General features: G+C 57.0%; 19 protein-coding genes. 18 read left to right on the forward strand and 1 reads right to left on the reverse strand.

The features are described 5' to 3' along the window. Nucleotides 1–70 precede the first annotated feature (70 nt). The 17 genes from BN1134_RS13125 (at nt 71) to BN1134_RS13200 (ending at nt 19,886) form a co-directional block, all read left to right on the forward strand. Nucleotides 71–898 carry a heteromeric transposase endonuclease subunit TnsA gene (locus tag BN1134_RS13125; RefSeq protein ID WP_042047754.1) on the forward strand — a complete coding sequence of 276 codons (828 nt, stop codon included), beginning with the start codon at nt 71–73 and terminating at the stop codon, nt 896–898. Beyond that, on the forward strand, nt 885–2,972 hold the full coding sequence (locus BN1134_RS13130; protein WP_042047755.1) for a Mu transposase C-terminal domain-containing protein: 2,088 nt from the start codon (nt 885–887) through the stop codon (nt 2,970–2,972). The genes BN1134_RS13125 and BN1134_RS13130 overlap by 14 nt, the downstream gene beginning before the upstream one ends. Further along, the gene (locus BN1134_RS13135; RefSeq protein ID WP_042047756.1) at nt 2,965–4,578 is read left to right on the forward strand and encodes an ATP-binding protein; all 1,614 of its coding nucleotides are present in this window, start codon (nt 2,965–2,967) and stop codon (nt 4,576–4,578) included. Before BN1134_RS13130 ends, BN1134_RS13135 begins: the two co-directional genes overlap by 8 nt. 1 nt (nt 4,579) lies before the next feature. Then, nucleotides 4,580–6,079, forward strand: a complete 1,500-nt coding sequence (locus BN1134_RS13140) for a TnsD family Tn7-like transposition protein (protein ID WP_042047757.1) — start codon at nt 4,580–4,582, stop codon at nt 6,077–6,079. Then, nucleotides 6,076–7,683, forward strand: coding sequence for a Tn7-like element transposition protein TnsE (locus BN1134_RS13145; RefSeq protein WP_042047758.1), 1,608 nt, complete (start codon nt 6,076–6,078; stop codon nt 7,681–7,683). The genes BN1134_RS13140 and BN1134_RS13145 overlap by 4 nt, the downstream gene beginning before the upstream one ends. A gap of 290 nt (nt 7,684–7,973) precedes the next feature. Then, nucleotides 7,974–8,078, forward strand: a complete 105-nt coding sequence (locus BN1134_RS20200) for a helix-turn-helix domain-containing protein (protein ID WP_223953310.1) — start codon at nt 7,974–7,976, stop codon at nt 8,076–8,078. Nucleotides 8,079–8,138: 60 nt separating this feature from the next. Then, on the forward strand, nt 8,139–8,510 hold the full coding sequence (locus BN1134_RS13150; RefSeq protein ID WP_042047760.1) for a hypothetical protein: 372 nt from the start codon (nt 8,139–8,141) through the stop codon (nt 8,508–8,510). Further along, nucleotides 8,507–10,999: an Hsp70 family protein gene (locus tag BN1134_RS13155; RefSeq protein ID WP_042047761.1), complete on the forward strand. Its 2,493-nt coding sequence runs from the start codon at nt 8,507–8,509 to the stop codon at nt 10,997–10,999. Before BN1134_RS13150 ends, BN1134_RS13155 begins: the two co-directional genes overlap by 4 nt. A 3-nt stretch (nt 11,000–11,002) precedes the next feature. Further along, complete coding sequence (locus BN1134_RS13160) at nt 11,003–12,439, forward strand: ATP-binding protein (RefSeq protein WP_042047762.1); 1,437 nt, start codon at nt 11,003–11,005, stop codon at nt 12,437–12,439. 11 nt (nt 12,440–12,450) lie between these two features. Then, entirely contained in the window at nt 12,451–14,016 is a 1,566-nt protein-coding gene (locus BN1134_RS19350; RefSeq protein ID WP_198133185.1) for a peptidoglycan-binding domain-containing protein, read from the forward strand. Nucleotides 14,017–14,135: 119 nt separating this feature from the next. Continuing rightward, nucleotides 14,136–16,058, forward strand: coding sequence for a hypothetical protein (locus BN1134_RS13170; protein ID WP_198133186.1), 1,923 nt, complete (start codon nt 14,136–14,138; stop codon nt 16,056–16,058). A gap of 20 nt (nt 16,059–16,078) precedes the next feature. Further along, the gene (locus BN1134_RS18925; protein ID WP_052449492.1) at nt 16,079–16,723 is read left to right on the forward strand and encodes a hypothetical protein; all 645 of its coding nucleotides are present in this window, start codon (nt 16,079–16,081) and stop codon (nt 16,721–16,723) included. A gap of 9 nt (nt 16,724–16,732) precedes the next feature. Further along, nucleotides 16,733–17,221, forward strand: a complete 489-nt coding sequence (locus BN1134_RS13180; protein WP_042047764.1) for a hypothetical protein — start codon at nt 16,733–16,735, stop codon at nt 17,219–17,221. A gap of 17 nt (nt 17,222–17,238) precedes the next feature. Beyond that, a complete protein-coding gene (locus BN1134_RS13185; protein ID WP_156991780.1) occupies nt 17,239–18,288 on the forward strand; it encodes a hypothetical protein in 1,050 nt (349 codons plus the stop codon). After that, complete coding sequence (locus tag BN1134_RS13190; RefSeq protein ID WP_042047766.1) at nt 18,288–18,941, forward strand: hypothetical protein; 654 nt, start codon at nt 18,288–18,290, stop codon at nt 18,939–18,941. The genes BN1134_RS13185 and BN1134_RS13190 overlap by 1 nt, the downstream gene beginning before the upstream one ends. A gap of 18 nt (nt 18,942–18,959) precedes the next feature. Further along, entirely contained in the window at nt 18,960–19,589 is a 630-nt protein-coding gene (locus BN1134_RS13195; protein ID WP_042047767.1) for an RDD family protein, read from the forward strand. Nucleotides 19,590–19,607: 18 nt separating this feature from the next. Continuing rightward, nucleotides 19,608–19,886 (forward strand): hypothetical protein, encoded by a 279-nt coding sequence (locus tag BN1134_RS13200; RefSeq protein ID WP_198133187.1) that lies wholly within the window; start codon nt 19,608–19,610, stop codon nt 19,884–19,886. Nucleotides 19,887–19,901: 15 nt separating this feature from the next. Here the strand turns inward: BN1134_RS13200 and BN1134_RS13205 are convergent, their stop codons facing one another. Beyond that, complete coding sequence (locus BN1134_RS13205) at nt 19,902–20,333, reverse strand: lysozyme (protein WP_042047768.1); 432 nt, start codon at nt 20,331–20,333, stop codon at nt 19,902–19,904. 598 nt (nt 20,334–20,931) lie between these two features. Here BN1134_RS13205 and BN1134_RS13210 point away from each other — a divergent pair. Further along, nucleotides 20,932–22,003, forward strand: a 1,072-nt coding sequence (locus tag BN1134_RS13210; RefSeq protein WP_042047769.1) for a Sua5/YciO/YrdC/YwlC family protein, incomplete at its 3' end; no start/stop codon positions are given.

Consider the following 22,003-nt stretch of genomic DNA (forward strand, 5'->3'; position numbering starts at 1 on the left):
TGAAAATAGAGTTTCACCCTAAGCCAACGTGCGCTATGTTGATGGTATCAACTAGGACGTTGGCTTTGTTATGGCTGGTATATTCAAGGGCCTGACTCAGGCTCAAATCGATAGAAGGCTGAAGGAGGGGCGCGGTCAAGGCCGTGGATCTGACTACAAGCCGTTCATCTACACTAGGGACGTCTCTTCTTTGGGGCGTTCTCACCGCTTGTTTGGCAATAAATGCCGACGCCTGCACCACCTCCTTTCCGACTTAGAACTCGCCGTCTTCCTCACTCTGGATTGGTCTCCCAAGGTCATCGATATCCGGGAGCAATTTCCCCTTCGGGTCGAGGATACTGTCCGCCTTGCTGAAACGTATGGGCTTCCCCACGGTAAGTTTCAGGGAATCCCGCAGGTGCTTAGTTCCGACTTTCTGGTGGACTTCGACGATCCCACACGCCCGGCTATGGCGCTCCAAGCAAAATACAGCGCAGACCTTGAGAAACCTGAAGTCATCGAGCGCCTAGAGCTCGAAAGGCGTTACTGGGAAGAGAAAGAGATCTCCTGGGCCATTGTCACCGAGAGGGAGATCTCCCGGACGGCATTTGCCAACATCCAGTGGCTCTATCCCGCCCAGGCCGAGGAAGATATTGTCCTCAGCGACCTCGAACGCTACTACAGCTTGTTCCTGTACGAGTTCCAACGCCATCCTGAGCAGACGCTGACGAGCATTGTTCAGAGCCTAGATGTGGCTTACGAGCTTGAACCAGGGCAGGCACTCTATTGGTTGCGTCAGTTGCTTGCTCGCCACTATTTTCTCTTCGATATCAACAAGCTCTACAGAGAGCTCAAGCTGGGTGATCTATCCGTAAATCCCCATCAAGAACAGCAGGAGATACGCCATGTTCCCGGTTAACTTGGTGCTCCAGATGGGTGAGTTACGCAGACGTTTGCTCTGGTGCGACACAGAGCTGGTCATCTGGATCGATATTGACTCGAGCTTGGCATTTCCAGAATCGGCTTCAGTCGCAGAGCTGGAGGGGTTGCTTATAGCCGGGGAGCTGAAACGCATAGATGACCCTTTTCTGGATGTGACTCTTCGGGAGGTTGAGGCGGGGTCAAGTGACCAGCAAAAGCGCGATTCGGCCTGGGAGATGCTGGCAGAGACAGTTCGTGACACCGGCCTGTTTGAGCGCCGAGCCAGAGGGGAAATTGTTAAAGGCATAATGGAGCGCCACGGTGTTACCAAGCAGACGGTTTACCGGCTTCTCAGGCGCTACTGGCAACGGGGCATGTGCAAGAATGCCCTGCTGCCGGATTACGCCAACTCAGGAGGCCGTGGTAAGCGACGCAAACCGGACCAGGCCAAACTGGGGCGGCCTAGGATGGTCAGAGATGGGCGGGGAAGCAACATTACTCCCGAAATGGAGCGTATTTTCAGGCGTGTCATAGAGGAGCGCCTGCTCAAGGAAAAACATCCGTCGATTCCCGACGTCTACGCTGCCAGCCTGAGCCTGCTCGGTACTATGTTTCCCGACTTGCCGACACATGATCTGCCGACGGTGGAGCAGTTTCGTTACTTCTACAAGCGCGAGTACCACTTTACTGAAATTTTGGCTCGCCAGGCATCCGCAGTGGATTTCGCCAAGGATATCCGGCCGATTAGGGGAACGTCGACGACAGAGGCTCTGGGGCCTGGTTACCGCTACCAGATCGACGCCACCATTGCTGATATCTACCTGATATCGGATCATGATCGCAGCCTGATCGTAGGCAGACCCGTTGTTTACATAGTGAACGATGTGTTTAGCCGGATGGTGACGGGCATGTACATCGGGTTCGAGGGGCCATCCTGGATCAGCGCCATGGTGGCTCTGGCTAATACCACTGCCGACAAGGTGGAATATTGCCGCCAGTATGGTGTGGAGATTGATGTTGGAGATTGGCCTGTGCAGGGCTTGCCCGATGTGGTGCTGGCGGACAAAGGTGAGCTGAACGGCACCAAGGTCGAGGTGTTCGCCGAATCCTTCGGAGTTCGCATTGAAAATGCACCAGCCAGGCGTGGGGATGCCAAGGGTATTGTCGAGCGCCAATTCAGGACGGTACAGGAACGTTTTAAGCCCTACGTTAGCGGCGTGGTCGAAGGTCAAATCAGCCGCAAGCGCGGTGGCCATGACTACAGACTCGACGCCAGCCTGACATTACCGGAATTCACCAAATGCATCATCGCAAGTGTCCTCTGGCACAACAACTTCCACGTCCTGAGTAAATACGACAGGACTGCCGGTATGCCCGGTGACCTGCCCGCTATACCTGCTAGGTTGTGGTATTGGGGGCTGGGTAACCTGACGGGCCGGTTGCGGGTCGCACCCCAGGACCTGGTTCGCATCAACCTGCTGCCCCATGATCAGGCCACCGTTTCGGAACTGGGTATAAGGCTATTTGGTTGCTTCTATACCTGTCAGGAGGCCCTGAAGTCCGGCTGGTTCCACCGGGGACAAGGCCATAGACCCGAAAAGGTGATGGTGGCCTACGACCCGCGCAGTGCAGAGCACATCTACATTCGTCCCTCCAACAACCTCAAAGAGTACTGGATTTGTGATCTCGCCGATCGCAGCAGACGCTTCCGGGGTATGACCTTCTGGGACGTCTGGCTGCTGTCCAAGGAGGAGCGCAGAAGTGATGCCAACGCTGCCATGGAGGGGATGAAGGAGAGGGGCAGGCTACTCGAGAAGATCGAGGCCATCACCGCTTTGGCGGAGAATGCCAGTCCCATCAAAACCGGCATGTCCAAGAAGGATTTGGGAACCCAGATTCGCGAGAACAAGCAGGATGAAAAGCGCCATGAGCGTCACCAAGGTGCCTTCAGACCAGCGAGAGAGCAGTCAGGCAAGCCCGCCGATGTGGTCACGCTGAGGGGTGAGAAACCAGAGGACTATGCCTATCCGGATCTGGGCGACCTTATCTTCGGGGAGGGGGACAATGACTGACGAGATCCGCAGCGGCGCCATCCCCTTGGCCCAATATCTGGAGCAGCAACTACCAGAATATCAGGACAATCCGCTTATCAGCGCCTTGCCCCCCATACCCGACCTGCAAGAGGTGGTTACCCAACTTCAGGCTGTACCCAGCTTCGAGCCTCAGGAGGCATTCCTTGACGGGCGGCTCAGGGCCCACGCCATTGCCCGCCTGTTGCATGGTTTCTTTCAGCCTCTGACCCACCACCTTGAGTTGGAAGCCAAGATCAGCCTGATGATCCGCCAGGGTTACATCGGTCGGAACCCTGCCAATGGTGCCTGGTATTCCCACCTACAAAACGGTTACCGCCGCGTGGAGGAAGAGGATTTAGAGGCTGCGGTCTACCGGAGCGTTTCTTCAACGGCCAGCAGTCTGTCGCTGTTCGGCTGCTCTGGCTGCGGCAAGACCCGTACCCTAGAGCGGATCCTGAGTATGTACCCCCAGGCCCTCCATCATCACGACTACAACATCACTCAGCTGACCTACCTGAAAGTAGACTGCCCCATAGACGGCGATCTGGACGAGCTTTGCCTGAGCTTTTTCAACCAAGTGGACAGGGTGCTGGGCACTCATTACAGCCGCAGCCATGGTCGTAAGAAATTGGGTACCAAGCGCCTGCTGGCCAGCATGTGCCAGATCGCCAATCTTCATGCTCTTGGAGTATTGATCATTGATGAGGTTCAGAACCTTAACGAGGCCAGGTCTGGCGGGGCTGAGAAGATGCACAATTTCTTCGTATCCTTGGTCAACACCATAGGAGTGCCCATCATTCAGGTGGGCACACACAGGGCCAGCAAGTTCTTCCAGCGTACATTCAGGGCTGCTCGACGTATCTCCGGCTTGGGCAGCATCCGCTGGGACAGGCTGCCAAGAGACGAGCACTGGAAACGGCTCTTGAAACGGCTTTGGAAGTATCAGTGGGTGCGGAATGCCTACCCCTTGGACGATGAGCTTGAGGCGACCATGTACGAGCTCACTCAGGGGGTCATGGATATCGTCATCAAGCTGTTCGCACTGGCGCAGATCCGAGCCATAGTGACGGGTGCTGAATGTATCAAGCCAATGTTACTACGCAAAGTCTACGAGGATGAGTTCAAGCCGGTCCATCCCATGTTGGCAGCATTGAGGAGTAACAGGCCGGAACTCATCGCCAAATACGATGACCTGCTGATGCCAGAGATAGAAGGCAAACTGCTCTCCCTTACACAGTCATTGGACAGAATTACAGAATCCAAGCCACTGGCCCCCCCGGTCGACGATAGGGCTAAAAAGCTGGCGGCCTTGCTCGAGGGAATGGAGATCCCCAAGGATATTGCCATTCCCTTGGCTGACGAGCTGTTGGCCAAGTATCCCGAAATTCCTTTGGCTGCATTGATCCACAAGGCGACATCCTACCTAGTCCAGGAAAAACCCAAAGCTTCTGGATTTTCCAGAGTGAAGCGAACGGAATGGGGTCAGTTACCTCAAGACGATTTGCGGCGACGCTATACCAGCGGACCCGAGGGCGAGGTTTACGGCAGGTTCAAAGAGGCTGGTCTGGTGTTCGACCTGCAAGTGCTGCTGGGCAAGGCGAGCTGACATGTATTTCCCCAGGCTTTACCCAGACGAACTCCTCTACAGCGCCATCGCTCGCTGCCGGGTTCATTTGGGGGTGGACAGCCATAAGAGCCTGTTGAGGGAGCTGTTCGGCGATACCAAGGTAGCGGCGATTACTGACCTGCCCAGCCATTTGGAAAGTCTGGCGAGCAACACAGGCTTGGACGCAGGTGATCTGGTGGCCAACCATACCCTATTCCCGCTTTATTCGCCTTTCATCCCGCAGGATCGCCGACAAAGACTTCTCCAGGTCATGCTGGCTCCAGACATGCCCGGAGTGATAGGTCTAGCTGGCTCTTCGACAGCCTTGGTCAAATGGCCCGAGTGGTTACGTTACTGCCCGCTCTGTCTTGAGGAAATGGTGGCGAAATTTGGGGAGCCCTATTGGCGGCGAAGCTGGCAGGTCCAAGGTGTGGACGTCTGCCCGGTTCATGGTTGCGCACTTGTGGATTCGCCGATCCCATTCAGGCGAGCACAGAGACACGAATTTCATGCAGCCTCCTCCCTGCTCCTGCACGATGGTGCCACAGCCGAGCCCTGTGCGGAAGGAGCTGCTAGGCTAGCGAGCGCATTAACGCAGCTCCTAGCTTTCAGGGGAACAACCCCCTCCGGTTACGAGGGGTGGACCAACTTCTATCGGCATCTGGCTGCAGAGTGCGGAGCCATGAAGGGCCAGCAAATCAAGACTTGGATCATATGGGAAAGGCTCCTTGAGCTTTATCCGATGGACTGGCTTGCGGTCAACGGCCTATGGGCGACTGAACCGCCGCTTTGGTTACAATCAATGTTCAGAAAGCACCGCAAGTCATTTGCTTGTCTACAACACCTGATGGTCTGGACCAGTCTAAGGCCTGAGCAAAACGTCGATGACATCATGGCTGATGTTATGGCCTGTTCGGCTGAAATTGCTCTCCATCCACCTATGCCGCAGCTACCTGCCAATGCTGGCGTGAGGCAAAAGTACCGGTCTCTGTGGCTTGCTGCCCTCAATACATATGATGGAGCTAAGGCAGCCAGGGGGGCAGGCTTCCAAGCTACCTATGCCTGGATCTACCGGCATGACAGGGAATGGTTGCTGAATATCGACAAGACCAAGCATGCTCGGCAGGGTAACAACAGCTGCATCAATTGGGCTGCCAGAGATAGAAAGCTAGTGCGACTCCTGGTGAGAATAGGAGAACGTGCTGAAGCGGATGTAAACCTACCACGCAAGAGTCGTAGCTGGTATCTGCGTCAGCTTCCACATCGAGCATCCGTCGAGCGCCACCTAGATGAACTATCCCTTTGTCGAGCTTATCTGGAGCGATATGCCGAGTCTGTAGGGGAGTACCAGATCCGTCGTTTGACCAATGCCATGATCGAAGATGCTATGGCTGGCCAGCATTCAAGGGGTTGGCAATTGGCACGACGCTGCGGATTGCAGAAAGGGAGGATTGCCTCCCTGACAGTCTCATTCATCGCAAGTATAGGAGGGTTAGATTGAGTCGTACTCTGTTCCGCCAGATCCCTAAAGATGCCAAGTTGCTGGCCGTAGGTAATTTTTTCAGAGCTAATTCATCAGGATCATCGTGGCATTTGGCATCGATTTTCAGTCAAAAAAACGAGGTGGAGCAGCGTCAGTTCGGCTTGGAGATGAGCTGTATTTTGGGCATTGGCCGCGAGTTTGTCGCAGAAGATGAAGTCCCTTATCGCTCGCATGGCTTCCAGAAAAAACTCAAGCTACCACCGATAGCGGAATGGCGCGAAAAGCTGCTGGGCGAATGTCCCCGCTTGTCCAGAAGGCTTGCCCACAATCCTGAGGTGGCCAGCCAACGATGCTTCGTGTTTGAGGCGGATGGCCTCACCGTCTGGCTCCCCAAGTTCGAGCTGGCTCGCAAGCTCTTCTTCCATGCCAGTTTCCTGGCCCGGTCAGCCTTTGAACCCAGTGGCTTGGACATGATCTTCTCGGTGCAGAGGGAGCAGGACGCCATCCATATCCACACCCCAGCTAAGACAGGGGCTCCGGCCCGTCTGCTCCAGATGGAATCGTATCGTGATCTCTTCAGTTGGCTGCTGCTAAGTGATGGCGTTAAGCAGTCTTTCGAATCTATATGGCGATGCCTGAATCAGGAGCAGAGTTCATCTGGCGGACGATATACACGCTGGCAGTTCAACTTTGAGCCACCGGCCACTATTTCAGGTGTCAGCATGGACGTTCTTGGCCCCTTAGATTGGGACAGCAAAGAAATGCTGGTCTGGGAGATTAAGACCCTACAAGGGCTCGAGTTGAACTGTTTTCAACCTATAGCGTTCCATCACCCAGCACTCAAGCTCTCAGTTAGTGGAGAGGGGGGAGGAACCAGAAATCCAAGTTCATCTAATGATGACATCATACTGGATGGTGAGGAGGATACGAATGAGGATAAGGACCGCCAACTGTTGGACCTACCGATGGAAGGGCTATCCTTCCGTGGGCAGCGGCATACGCGGGCCGTCTACCAAGGACAGAGAGCAAGCCGTTTTGGTCAGAAGCTGGAAGGTGAAGAGCTTCCTGGCGACGGTACTTTTCTCGGATTGTGCGACGACGTTACCGGAGGAGAGATCCCCCCGGCAGAACTACAGCAACTTGAAGGGCAACAGGAAGAGCAGCAGGTGGTGGAAGAGTTGCCCAACCGCTTTGAGTTACTCAAAGGAATCATCAAGCAGATAGCCAATGAGCCAGATATCGATTTGCTGGAACTTGAGGTGAAGCCTTTGCCTCAAGTCCTCCGTCGTAGCTATCACCTGATGGATGATGGTTCACCGCGCTGCTACTTGAAGGCCAACTTCAGGTTGAAAAATGGGCTAGAAAAGTGCCTTCTAGAGGTGGACACCAGCGATAACAAGAAGCACTTGTCTACACGTATCGTCAGGATGAAGCCGGGAGTGAATCCATCCCAGGCAATCGTACAAATATTGAAAGACACTGTGCAGGGCTCACTGCGATGGCCGATGAGCATCGGAGTGTACTGTGACACCAATGAGGCGATACATCATCCCAAGGATGGCGATGATATTCGCCAAAAGAGCTGGCAACAGCGTCTGTCATTATGCTTGAGGCTTGAATAATCACAGGTGAGGTGAAACGTGTAAGCTGGGCTAATTCGTTTAAAAACAAACTTTTATAGTGATTTTCTCTATGTTTAATAGTTGTGGTGAAGCATATCGAGCATGCCTTTACGTTAATAGATGGTGATGAAAATCGACGGGTATTGGGAGGAGGGTCAATACAGCCCCTGATGCAAACGTGGTACAGTAATGGTGCGCCTTCGCAGGGATCCTTTTTCCGATTGGTCAGAACCATGACATCCAGTGCCGACGAGGGAGAGATCCTCACCCTCAGATAGGTCGCAGAATTCCTGAAGGTCACGGACCGGACGATCTACAGGCTGGCCGCAGCCAAGAAGATCCCCGCGTTCAAGGTTGGTGGGACATGGCGGTTCTCCAAGGCGGAGATCACTTAATGGATTCAGCAGCAAACGCAGGGCGGAAAAGCCGATAAGACGTAACCACAGGAGGATTTGATGACCCAGCAGGCCGAAAGCAGTGAGCAGATGGAGCAATCCCTGATCGACATCGCTGTCGAGAGTTGGCGTTTCTCGCGTCTGTTCGGAAAGGTCGTCAGCAAACTCGATGCGGGTGAGTCGGGTCGTTACGTCAATCAGCTCCGCTACTTCCAGAAGAAGGTCGAGGAGAGCCTCGACTCGAGTGGCCTCAAGCTGGTCAACGTCGAGGGGCAGCCCTACGACGCTGGCATGGCGGCATCGGCATTGAACCTCGGGGACTTCGGCCCTGACGACGTGTTGCTCGTCGATCAGATGGTGGAGCCAATCATCATGGGGCCGAACGGCCTGCGCAAACAAGGCACGGTAATGCTCAGGAAGGTGGAAGCATGAAGTATGTCGGTATCGACCTAGGCACGACCAACAGTGCCATCTGCTCCTTCGACGGCGAGTCGATCCGGCTCTACAAGAGTCCAGAACAGCATGACGTCACGCCGTCGGCCATCTTCATCGACCGGCGTGGCAACAAGTACGTCGGTTCGCGCGCCTACAACAACGCCGCACGCAATCCCGACAACGCGGCAGTGCTATTCAAGCGGCTCATGGGTACGAGCACGCCGGTGAAGCTGCCGGCGGTGAACCTCACCATGACGCCAGAGGAATGCTCTGCCGAGGTGCTGCGTGCGCTGTACGGCTACCTGCCGGAAGAGATCCGGGGCGATGGCGATACCGGCACGGTCATTACGGTTCCAGCCGCGTTCAACCAGATGCAGAAGGACTCGACGATGGCTGCCGCTGATGCGGCTGGGCTCGGGCGAGTAGCCTTGATGCAAGAACCGGTGGCCGCCGTGATGAGCGTCATGCGGCAGCGAAAGACTGATGGCATCTTTGTCGTGTACGACATTGGCGGCGGCACACTGGATGTTGCCATTGCTGAAAGCATTGGCGGCCGAGTGAACTTGCTCGCCCACGGCGGCATAGCTATGTGCGGTGGACGCGATTTCGACCGCATCTTGTTCGACAACGTAGTCAAGCCGTGGCTGCTCGAGAACTTTGATTTACCAGAAGATTTGGCGTCCAATTCGCAGTACAAGTCATTGCGAACCCTTGCGACCTGGGCGGCTGAAAAGGCAAAGATTGCACTATCGCAAAGCGACGAATCTGTTATCAGCCTTGCTGAGAATGAACTCGGCGTGCGCGACCAAGCTGGCGAAGAGATCTATCTCGATATTCCTATCAACCGGAGTCTGTACGACGACTTGATTGCGTTCAAGGTTGATGAGTCCATCCAAGCCACTCGCGAGAGCATAGAAAAGGCAGGTCTGAGCCCACACGACATTGAGCGCATTGTCTTTGTGGGCGGTCCGGCACAGTACAAGAATCTGCGTGACAAGGTGGCCTTCGAACTCGGTATCGCGCCGTCCACCGATGTGAATCCGATGACCGCCGTTGCGGAAGGCGCAGCGGTCTTCGCCGAGTCCATCGATTGGGCGTCGCAGAGCCGTGGGCGTAAGAGCGCCCGAGGAGCCATCAGCGCCGGTGGCGCGCTTGATCTGTCGTTCAACTACATCGCGCGCACGCCCGACTCGAAGGCAAAGATCGTCGCCAAACTGGGAAGTTCTGCTCCGGCTGGAGTCGAGTTTCAGATCGACAGTCTGGACACCGGGTGGTCCTCCGGACGCATCGCCCTGAAGGATGGCGCAGGTATCGAACTCAACCTGACCAAGCCTGGCGACAACACCTTCAAGGTGTTTGTGTTCGATTCCAACGGCGGGCCCGTATCGCTGCGTGAAGACAAGATTGTCATTGCACGCACCGCCGCTAGCATCGATGCAATTCCTGCGTCGCACTCCATTGGAATTGAGGCACGCAACAAAGTTGGAGGGAGGTCGATCCTTGTGAATATTGTCAAGGAGGGGGATCAGCTGCCCAAAAAAGGCAAGGAGATTTTCAAGGCAGGAGAGTCACTAAAGGCAGGCAGTCCCGGCTCTCTTAACTTTAAACTCTGGGAGGGTGATATAGATGACACGATCCACGACAATCGCTTCATTGGCCTGTTCAAGATCAGCGGAACGGATTTTGATGATGACGTGATCGCGGCGGGCGCTGACCTTATTTGTGAGTATGAGGTGCGCGATTCTGGGAATATTTTCCTAGAGGTTTCGGTTCCATCCATTAGTGGCTCATTCCAGAGTAGCCATAATTTCTACTCGAGTCAGGAAGGTAAGGTCGACTACACCAACCAAGCGAAGAACATCCAGGAGCAGTCGGACCACACCTTGCAGCGGCTTGACGAGATGGCGTCCAAGGTCGATGACCCACGTCTTGAGCAGGCCCGCGAGAAGCTCGAGCAAGCGAGCACCATCAAAACTGACGAGGCCGACCCCGAGACGGCCAAGCAGGCGATGGATCACGTCCAGGAGGCCAAGCGGCTGCTGGCGCTGACCCGCAAGGAGCATCTAAAAGACATTCGCCAGCTGGAACTGGACAAGGCAGTCGATTTCTTCGACAAGGTGGTGCGCCAGCACGCCAGACCCACCGAAGCCTCGTCTTTCGACAACTTGGTCAAGACGGCGCAGCGCGCGATTGGCAGCCCTAGTGGCGACTTCGAGTCGCACCTGGATGATCTGCGCAGTCGCAGCTTCATGATCTTGTGGCGCCAGGACTGGTTCGTCATCGAGCGCTTCAAGTGGCTGGCCGAGGATGCCTACCTCTTCCCTGATGCCCGCGAGCATGCCCAGTTGGTGGCTGCGGGAGCGGAGGCGTTGAAGGCCAATGACATCGACAAGCTTCGTGCTGTAGTAGCCCATCTCGACTCCATCCGCATCGGTTCTGCGGGTGAGGACGACATGCTTGCTGGCGCGAACATCGTGCGGAGTTGACCCATGGCACTCGACGCGTGGCTTCCCATCGGTTTCAAGTTGCCCGACGGTGCGAAGGCGCGCGTCACCCTGTTTGAAGGGGCGGACTGGCAGATCCTTGAGACCCAAGGCGGTGGGCGGGCGCTCGTCGTTCGCGACGCACTGGCGGAGCATTGGCTAAATGCCGGGCTGATCGATGACGGGACCTTCAACGCCTTCCAGTTCGGCGATCAACAGCTTCGGTCCATCTCCTGCGGTCCGAGCCAGACGCTGTGCCCGGTCAGCGAGGCGAAATCACCCGACACCAAGGCCGAGGCGCTCGCCTTTGCTCTTGCGTTGAAGGCTACACGCGATATCGATGCGGATTCGGCGCTCCAGGATGCGCTCTACGTTGAGAAGATCACGCGGCTGCTGCCAACCTACAGCATCAGCTCCAGAGCTGGCGATGACGTCGTGCTCGGCTACTGGCTGACGGGCGGCACCAGCATTCCGGCCACTTCCTTCCGCCGTCTCCGCCAGACCATGAGCTGGCTGGGCGCGAGCCACCTGAAGGATGTCGTGCAGGCGGCAGGCTTCGAAGTCGCGGAAATCATGCCGCTGGAGCGCAAGCCAGCGGCTCCTGCCGAAAAGACGGAAGTTGCTCCCGTCGAGAAGGTGGAGAAAGTCGAACGCGCCGAGCCGGAGCCCAACAAGGTCTTCGAACTCGCCGGGCGTCCCGAACTTGCGACCTTCTTCAACGAGCACATCGTCGACATCATTCTGCACCGCGACCGCTACAAGGCGCTCGGTATCGAATTCCCATCAGCAGTGATCCTGTACGGCCCTCCAGGCACCGGCAAGACCTTCGCGGTCGAGCGACTCGTTGATTTCCTCGGGTGGCCAAGCTTCCAGATCGACGCATCCAGCGTGGCCAGCCCGTACATCCACGAGACCAGCAAGAAGGTCGCACAGGTGTTCGACAAGGCGATGGAAAACGCGCCATCAGTTCTCGTGATCGACGAGATGGAGGCGTTTCTTGCTGACCGCGAAATGGGATCGGGCCATCACCGCGTCGAAGAGGTGGCTGAGTTCCTGCGGCGCATCCCGGAGGCCGTGAAGAACGAGGTATTGATCATCGCGATGACGAACCGAATCGACATGATCGACCCCGCCATCCAGCGCCGGGGACGCTTCGATCATGTCATCAAGGTGGACTTTGCAAGCGAGATCGAGGTGCAGTCGCTCCTGGACAAGCTGTTGTCTGCTTTGCCAAAGGAGTCCGATGTGGACTCCAAGCCGCTGGCGCAAGAACTCGCGGGACGACCGTTGTCTGACGTCGCTTTCGTTGTGCGGGAAGGTGCGAGGCTCGCAGCACGCTCGGGCAAGGACAGGCTGGAGCAGGCCAGCCTGCTGGCAGCTTTGCGCACGACACCTGCACGGGAACGTGAAGGCAGCGAAAAGCGGAGCATAGGATTTATCTAAGGGAGATACTGGTGGCAGCGGAGGAAGAAAACAACAAGAAAAATGAAGGCAAAGGCTTCGCTGGCCTTTCCTCGCTCGTGTCCGACGTCGATACGTCTCTGCCGCCTCCTGCCAAGCAGGAAGCTGAGACCGCCGGTGCCTCGTCTAACGCCGAGCGCCGTTCAGCTCCAGAAAGTCAGCAGCAGGAAGCACAGCCTAAGCAGCAGCAACCCTACCAAGCGCCATCGCCGCCGTCTTCTGGCTCATCCACGGGCAAGTGGGTGCTGGGTATCGCCGCCGTCATAGGGGTGCTTTGGCTCATCGGGGAAGCAGACAAGAGCCCCTCCTCTCCGGCACCATCCTATACCCCGCCTGCAGGCAACACAGCACCGACCTATTCGGCTGCTCCGGCACAACCTCAAGTGCCATCGCGCCCGGAAGAAACAAGACCACCGGTTGGACAAGACCTCGTTTTTTCGACGGCGCAGATCAGGTACTGTCTGGCCGAAGACATCCGCATGGATGCTGCTAAGGCCGTTCTCAACAACTACAGCGACTCCGATGTGGATCGGTTCAATGCGATGGTGGCCGACTACAACAGTCGCTGCGGCAGTTTCCGCTACAGAAGCGGTGCTCTGGAAAGCGCGCGCCGCGATGTCGAGCCGTACCGAAGCCAACTTCAGGCGGAAGGCAGGAGCCGATTCGCTCGAAGCCCATCCACAGGTTCCCTGTCGGCACCAGCACCAGCGCGTCCTGCGGCGGATGAGACGGTACGTGCCGTTCAACAAAAGCTCAATGAGCTTGGCTATAACGCCGGCCCCGCCGATGGGCTGTTGGGAAGGGGCACTCGTGCCGCCATCATCGCTTTTCAGCAAGACAGGGGGGTGGCCGCCACGGGTGTCGCAGATCAAGCGTTGCTGCTCCAACTGCAACGTGCTCCTTCTCGGTCAACGGCGACCATAACTCCCCCCTCGAGGTCTTCTTCTCCGCCGGCAATGACCGATGCTCCATCAACCCAGTCGTCGCGAACTTCACCAAGTGGTAAACCAGATCTCTCGGCGGCCAATCCTTCAGAGCAGGTGTCGATTGAGAATGCCTGCAACTATGACAGACAGTACAGATCATCAGCGGACTACTACAACTGCCTGCGTCGCGAACTTACGAAGTTGAGCGCACACTCTGGAAAGCCAGATCTCTCGAGGGCCAGCCAATCGGAGCAAGCGGCAATTGAAAATGCCTGCAATTACGATCGACAGTATCGCGGCCCGGGTGATTACTACAGTTGTTTGAGACGAGAGCTGGGAAAACTCGGAAGCACAGCGGGAAAGCCTAGTCTTGCTCAAGCAACGCCTTGGGAGCAGACGGCCATTGAAAACGCATGCAATTACGATCGGCAGTATCGTGGACCAGGTGACTATTACAGCTGCCTTCGACGAGAGCTTCAGAAGCTTGATTCAAGCCGAGGAAGGCCTGATCTGTCACGGCTTTCACAGTTTGAACAAACATCAATTGAGAATGCCTGTAATTACGACCGGCAATACCGCGGTCCTGGTGACTATTACGGCTGCTTGCGTCGTGAAGCCAATAAATTGCGTTGACGGCGAGAGTTTAAAGAATGACATTGGCTATTTGTTTTAAATGCGGCTCAGAGAAAGCCGGGGCTTTATTGGCCTGCACTGGATGCGGCACCACTCCCCGATCAAACGGAGAGCTGGCCTTGTCGCTCGTACTGACTGATCACCTCTCATCGAGAACGCAGCTGGCACATTACAGCCATGAGCTTCGCAATCATTTGAAGCTGTCCGTGCCATCGGATGCATTGGCTCAGGCTCAAGAAGCCCTGAAGGACCCGCAGCTCATGGCGATGCTCGGCGCTCAACCGGCATCTAGCTCCTCGGCGGTGCCAGTGCCAACAGCGGCGTCCTCCCGCCCAACCGCTGTGCCTCCTGTGCAATCGGCCCGGAATACCCCATCTCCGCGAGCCCGAGCTCAACGCACACTGAAGACAACCGCGCTCCATCAGACGCCCTTCGCGATTCTCAATGTGACCACTCGCGACGACCGCAGGCGAATCGTTGAGTTGGCAGAAGAGAAGTCACTGGAGCTGGACCACGATGTCTGTCAGAAGGCACGCTCTGATCTAACGAATCCACGCACCAGGTTGAGCGCGGAGATCGCATGGCTTCCCGGCGTTTCTCCGCGAAAGGCATCCCAGCTCGTTGAAAACCTGCTCCATGATCCTATGGCGGTCAGGGAGGAGTCTGGCCTGCCCACGCTTGCACACTTGAATTTGCTCGCCGCCGCCTTCGAGGCGGTGGATGGCGAACACGATGCGGAAGACCTGGCACGTTTCATTCAGGAGGTTGCTTACCTCGTGGATGTGATCGATCCCGAAGATGTCCTGCGCGACATCAATGAAGACCGTGCTGTCTCCGGCTTCCCGGAGGCCCGAGCACTCGACCAAATCGAAGCCGAACTGGCGGAACGTAAACGGTACTACCGCAGCGCCATCAAGGACGCCCTCGACAGGCTGCCATCGACGACGCTTGTCCAGGTAATGACGGACACAGTGGAGGGGGTTACGTTGGGCGGCGAGGATCACGCGCCCGAACTGATTGATGACCTTGTCGACAGCTACGAAGTGGAAACCCAAGGCTTCCTGCAGAAGGAAGCTGAGAACGTCCACAAGCTGATCAAAGCCGCCCGTGACTCGGCGAACTCGGGTGAAGCTGCCGTCAAGCCGTATGTGGACAAGCTCGATGCGGTTGCACGTAATTGGGACAAGATCGCCCAGCCCATTCAACTGAGTTCGAAGGCGCGCGGCATCGACCACGAAGCAAGCCGAGACTTGGCCTACGAGATTCGTAGCCTCGCCATCGACCTGTTCAACACACATGACATGTTGACGCAGTCCCAACGGCTGACTGGTCTGCTTCAAGAGCTGTTTGCCGAGCTACCTGAAGTGTCCGAGCGCGTTGAGCAGGATGCGCTTGCGCTTGCTGATATCTTCCATGAGCGGAAGCAGGCGGTAGCACGCAGAGACGAATGGGCGCGTGAGATCACCTACCGCGCTGAAATTGGTGTGATGTTCAAGGACACACTGAGCATTTCGCCTGATGGAATCTCGTGGAAAGGACAGCATTTTTCTCTGGACTCGATCACTCGGGTTCGCTGGGGTGGTGTGCGCCACTCCGTCAACGGCGTGCCGACGGGGACGACCTACACCATTGCCTTCGGAGACAAACGCTCCGAGGCTGTTGTTGAGCTTAAGAAAGAGGACATCTACAGCAAGTTCATCGACAAGCTCTGGCGAGCCGTGTGCATCCGCCTGTTGGGTGAGATGCTGGAAGCACTGAAGGATGGGCGGGACTTGTACTTCGGCGATGCACTTCTTCACGACGATGGCATCACTTTGGTGAAGCACAAATTTCTGGGTGCTAATGAAAGGGTGCGGTGCACGTGGGGGCAGGTGCATATATGGAATGCTGATGGATCGTTCTGCATCGGGTTCAAAGACGACAAGAAAACCAATGTCGGCATTTCCTACATTCACGTCGCAAACACGCACATTCTGGAGCAGCTCATTCGCATGGCTTTCAAGAAGCCTGGGCTGCGCAGATTGAGCGAATTGCTGCAATGACGTAATTGGGGGCAGCTTATATGGGATTTTTATCAAACCTCTTCGGGGGCAACAAAGAAGACAAGGCGTTGCGTGAGGCGCTTGCACACATCCATCGCATCCTCGATGATGAAAAGTTCCAGTTAGAGCTCGTTCATCCAATGATGAAGGCGATGCTGGAATCTGCGCCTGCCTACGACAAGGACCCGATCAGCTCTGGCCAATTTGGCTTTACTGAGACGAACCCCATCCCGGTTAACGGGCCGATCGGTCAACTGGCATATCTGTCCAGACTCGAAACGCAGTCGGGGCAGCGCATCCTGTTTCATCGCCTCGGGGCCATCGATAAAGTGGACGTGTTCGAGGCCGTGACATTCGATGGAAGCGGATGGTTCATCTTCTTCGTTGACCTCTACCATCCCCGGCGCTCGCGCCTCACCCCAGACGGCTTCCGATTCACGAAGGATGTCGCGCAGTTCTCCGGCTTCCACAAGTTCTGCGAGACCTTCCCATACGATTTCGTCGAGAAGAAGGCCTCAGAGAGGGAGTCTGGCTTGAGCATGGCGTACATCGCCATCAGCAAGGTGTCCGACCAAATCCAGAATCGTGTTTTCAACAGGCCACTGGCCCATAAGGCTAAGCTAGACCTCGTGAAAAGCCGCTTGTCGAGCTTCCAGACCCAATAGGCGGTGGTAATGAAGAGGAACCTGCTTGCCACGCTTGCCGCATTGATGACCCTTCAGACCGGGCCAGTTCTGGCTGAAAACTATGAGGTGAGCCTGACCCGCAAGGGCAGCAACGTTTACAAGATCGACGGCAAAGACATCATCATCCAGACGCGCTACTGCTACGTCTATGCCTACTCTGAAGAGGCCATTTTCAAGGCGTCCGGCTACGGCGGAGAGCTGATCTTCTTCGACAGCAAGGATAAGTGCGATGTGAAGGCGGTTTTTGGCCTGTCGAAGCAGAAGCCTGGTAAGTACGTGGTGACGGTCAGTCGTGAAGATGATGATTGGTACGAGGCCCTCGGAACAGATTCGTACATCAAGACATCGACCTGTCTCTCCCTTGCGCTTGGCGAAGAAGCCTACCTGACAATGTCGGCGTCCGGTTTCGGACAACTTCGCTTCGAAGACGGAGACGACTGTATGGTCGAAGGCGTCTATACGAAGCTGCGGCTTTGAAGAGGAGATGAAGAGCCGTGGCTGCTGACGACAAACAAAATGGAAACGCCAAAGGCTTCTCAGGCCTTTCGACACTTGTTTCGGATGTCGACGAGGGCAGTCCAGCCGGCCAGCCTACGCCGCAAGTAACTCCGCCGCCCAACCCCGCTCCGGTTCCCGAATCGCCGCCCAGACAGGCCGAGGAAGCTCCGTCTGCCTCAATTGTTCCGCCGCCGTCCAAATCAAAGAGCGACGGCTCATCAGACGTGGCCACCGGCAAATGGATGGTCGGTATCGGCTTGGGCATCGGGCTTCTGCTCATTGTCTTTGTTAACTCGACCAAGAACGAGCCCACCCGCTCGGCGACGGCACCAGTTGCTCAAACCCCCGTCACTGCGACCCCCACCTATTCACCGCCAACGGTTTCGCCAGTCACGCAGAGTCGGCCGATTGCCCAAGAGACAGTTATCCAGCAACGCGTGGCTACGGAGTCGGTGAACGTGCTTGGTCAGCAGGTCCTGTTCTCGAATCCAAGTGGCTATTGCACGCCGGGTGAGTCGGCGCGCGAAGTCCAGCTCATGGACTTGGCAAAGCGTTCCCTCGCAGAAGGTTCGCGCCTCGTGCATGCAGCAGTCCTTTGTTCCGAGCTGGAGGACTACAGGATGGGGCGAAGGGAAATGCTGGATCACTGGCTGCAAATCCAACTTATCGGCCCGAAGGGGAATTTCCAGCGAATCGAGATGCCGCGAGAGGCATTCCTTTCCGGCCTTTCCAAGTCGACTCCTCGGGTGAATTCTGCCGAGCTCAATCGACGGCTGAAAGCGTCGTTCGAGAATAGCGACGTCGCGCTAACAGACATAAAGTTTGAACCGATTGGGCGGGACGGGAACGCGGTCTATTTTTCCATGCGGATGAACATGAGCGTCGGGGAAAGCAGCCGCCCAATTTCGGGAATCAGCGCAATCACGCTCCTGAACTCCCTGCCGCTCTCGATCAATGTTTATGAAGGAACCGGTTCGCCACAGAGCCGGGGCCAACTGCAAGCTATCCAGCAGGAGTTGCTGAACAGCCTCCTAACCGAGAACTGATGATGAACAAAGCAAGAACAATATTCTCCGCCCTGTGTTTCTGCTTGTTGGCTGCGGTCGCCTTGCCGGTCGCCGCACAGACTCCGGGCTATACCAAGCTCAACGTCAAGGGACGAGTTCAGATTGAAGTGCCAAGCGACTGGACGATCAGTGATGCGGAACAGCGCAGGCGTGTAAAGGAGTTTGCGGAGAAAGTCACCGGAGTTGCCATTGATCATGTGGCGTCGCTTTCGGTGCAGTCCTATCCAGCACCCTCACGGGTGTTTGTCCGGGTGTCGTTCATTCCAATGGAGCCGCCACTTACTCAAGCGGACGTTAGGCAGGAAGTTCAGGCCAATAAGCAACAGGTATTGAAAGATTTGGCGGATGTCTGGCGCGAGGAGTCCCCAACGATGTGGGCGGGGATGGCGAAGTACGGAATGAAGGAGGTCGGACGCCCCAGCTTTGCCGTTGAACCAATTGGAGGCCAGACCGCCCTGATCATTCGCTACGGACGCACATCATCGGCCAACTCGGCAGAGACGATGAGGGTAGCTCAGTACCACGTGCCGCTGGGCGCCGAGAAAGCATTGATCACGCTTTCGTACATTGAAGGGGATCAGCAGGCAATCTCTGCCCACAATCGATTGAAGAACAGCATCGTGATTCGATAAGAAGAACAGGAACAGCCAATGGCCTACGAAGATCCCAATGCACCGTCGCCAAGCTTCGACGGGTTCGCCCAGGAGCCAAAATCATCCGTTGATCAGAGCAAAAGTTTTCTTGGGGGGCAACATCACCCATGGAGACGATTGTTCGCACGGACGGTGGACATTTGCACCGCAGGGTTTCTTTTGTTTCTTCTGTTGATATTCGCGTTAAGCGCAACGATGCCAGAACAGGCGGCGGGCTTCGCCAAGGCAATAGAGAATCCCATCATTGCCGGTATCGTGCTGTATCTGGTGTGGGTGCCTGCGGAATCAGTGTTTCTCGCGTTGTTCGGAACGACGCCAGCGAAATGGCTGTTCGGTATCAGGGTGGCCCATCCGGGCGGGAACCTGCTGTCCTTTCCAGAGGCGCTAAACCGCTCTTTTCTCGTCTTTCTCCAGGGTGTAGGGCTTGGCATTCCATTCGTCGCTTTGTTCACGCAACTGTTCGCGTATCGGCGACTCACAAAAACGGGCACGACGTTGTGGGACACATCTGCCGGTGCAGTGGTGCTCCACAAAAAATGGGGGGGGGTTCGTGCGCTTTTGTGTACTGCCGCCGTCTTTGCCGTGCTGATTTTGATGAGCGCATTGAACGCCGCCGGAAATCGATAACCACACTAGGAGAAGCCAATGGCCTACGAAGACCCAAACGCGCCATCCGCAACGTCTGCGCCCGCGCCCGCATCAGCACCGGCAAGTACGCCCGAAAAGAAATCCGGCTCATGGGACTGGCTCTGGCCGTCGATTTTGGCCGTTATCATCGTCAAGCTGTTTGGCCTTGTCGGTGGTTTGGTCGCCTTTGGCAGCTATTACTGGCTTAAACCAAAGCTGGGAACATGGGGGGCTGTCGCCGCTTCCGGTGTCATTGGCGTTGTTGTCGCAATTGGTCTCTTGGCGATGATTCGCTGACAGCTGTTGGCCCGATCATGAGAGGAGCAGCATTACTTCCGCCTCGCGCCGCGCTACGAGTCCCGGCAGCACTTTCCCACCGCCATACACCCAGCGCCGCAGCTCTTGGCCCGCACCATGCCAGTCCCGCTGATTGACCCGCCGCCGCAACGTCGATGTCTGCAGCCGTCCGGCGCCGAGGTTGAAGGTGAAGTCGACGATGGCCGCGAGCCGCCCCTCGGACTCGGTAGCCAGCACCGGGCAGTAGCGCAGCGCAGCGGCGAGGGCTGTGCGCAGATCCTGACGCAAGTAAACCTCACCCTCTTCCTCGTCGATCGGTGGATGGTCTGGCTTGCACAAATGCCCGTAGCCGATCGTCCAGTAGCCGGCCGGGCAGATATAGGGGTGGGCCAGGCCACCCAGCGTTACTGAGAATGTGGGATAAACGGCAGAGGGGATACAGGGCAATGAGCTATCTGATTAATGAAGCGGTAGCCCCTCTCCTGCCCTTACCAATGCCAGAAGGATGATACTTTATTTTCATTTTTACAGGTGGCTAGTCGAAGATGTCTTCTTTTAGGATGATGCTTTAGCTGAGGGGGAGAACAAAAAAACCGCCAATTTAGCGGTTTTGACAGTTATTTAGGATGATACTTTATTATCCGCCCACAGGGGAGCCGACGGCTCCCCTTTTTTATGGGGGCGGCGGCAAAGCTTGCCGAGCCGATATTGCATAACTATTGAATGTGAACATGGGGTCATCCCCGGCCATGACGCCCGCATGGGAGGGGGCATCGAGCCCCTTTCCATACACCGCCATGAAAGCCTTTTCTGTGATGCCAGGCACACAATGAAACGCCCCATCACCGGAAATTTTAAGGTGTTATTTCTCGTCCTATTTGGTTCTTGATTCAGATTAGGTTTGTGCCCAGATCGGGGGCGTAGAGTGGTCCCCATCGTGAGCGGTGGCGAAGTGGCTGACGGAATATGCATATCCCACCGCATTATTCTCGCCTTGTGACCCGGAGATGGTCATTGGGTGACGAGTCGTGGCTCCGCTTTCGAGATGAACAGACGCAAACTGGTCGAGATCACCGGCATAGTGCAGGGGGTGGGCTTTCGCCCCTTCGTCTACGGCCTGGCCCACGCCCGCTCTTTGAGCGGTTGGGTGTGCAACGACGCGCACGGCGTCACCCTGGAGGTGCAGGGGGACGAGCCGGCTCTGGACGACTTTCTGCACGCCCTGACCCATGCGCTGCCGCCGCTGGCCCGCATCGACCGCTGCACCGTGACCGATAGGACGGTGCTGCCGGACGAGCGCGGCTTTGCCATCCGCCAGAGCCAGCCGGCCGGGGATGCCTGCGCCTGCATCTCGCCGGATCAGGGGGCCTGCCCCGCCTGTCTGGCCGACGTGGCCAACCCGCTTGATCGCCACTACCGCTACCCCTTCACCAACTGCACCCACTGCGGCCCGCGTTACACCATCATCCGCCGCCTGCCCTACGACAGGCCGGCCACCGCCATGGCGGACTTTGCCATGTGCCCGCGCTGCGCCGCCGCCTACCGCGATCCGCTCGATCGCCGTTATCACGCCCAGCCGGTGAGTTGCCCCGAGTGCGGGCCGCAGCTCACCCTGCGCGGGCCGGATGGCCGGCCGCTGGCCGAGCGTGAGGCGGCCCTGGCGGGGGCGGTGGCCGCCCTGCGCGATGGGGCCCTGGTGGCGGTCAAGGGGATGGGGGGCTTTCACCTGATGTGCGATGCCGCCGATGCGGCGGCGGTGGCGCGCCTGCGCGCCCTCAAGCGCCGAGCCCGCAAACCGCTGGCGGTGCTGTGCCGGGATCGGCGCCAGGCCGAGCCGCTGGTGCAGGCCAGCGAAGCCGAGTGGCAGCTGGCGCTCTCCCAGGCGCGCCCCATCACTCTGATGCGCAAGGGGAAGGCCGCGCTGGCCCCTAACCTGGCGCCCGGCGTCCCCTATCTCGGCCTCTTTTTCCCCTATACCCCGCTGCACCAGCTGCTGCTCGAGGGTTGCGATCGGCCGCTGGTGGCCACCAGCGCCAACCGCTCCGGCGCGCCGATCCTGACCGAGGGGGAGGCTGTGCTGCGCGAACTGGGGCACGGCCTCGATCTGCTGCTCGATC

It is taken from the genome of Aeromonas simiae (assembly GCF_000820125.1).
Taxonomy (GTDB): Bacteria; Pseudomonadota; Gammaproteobacteria; order Enterobacterales; family Aeromonadaceae; genus Aeromonas; species Aeromonas simiae.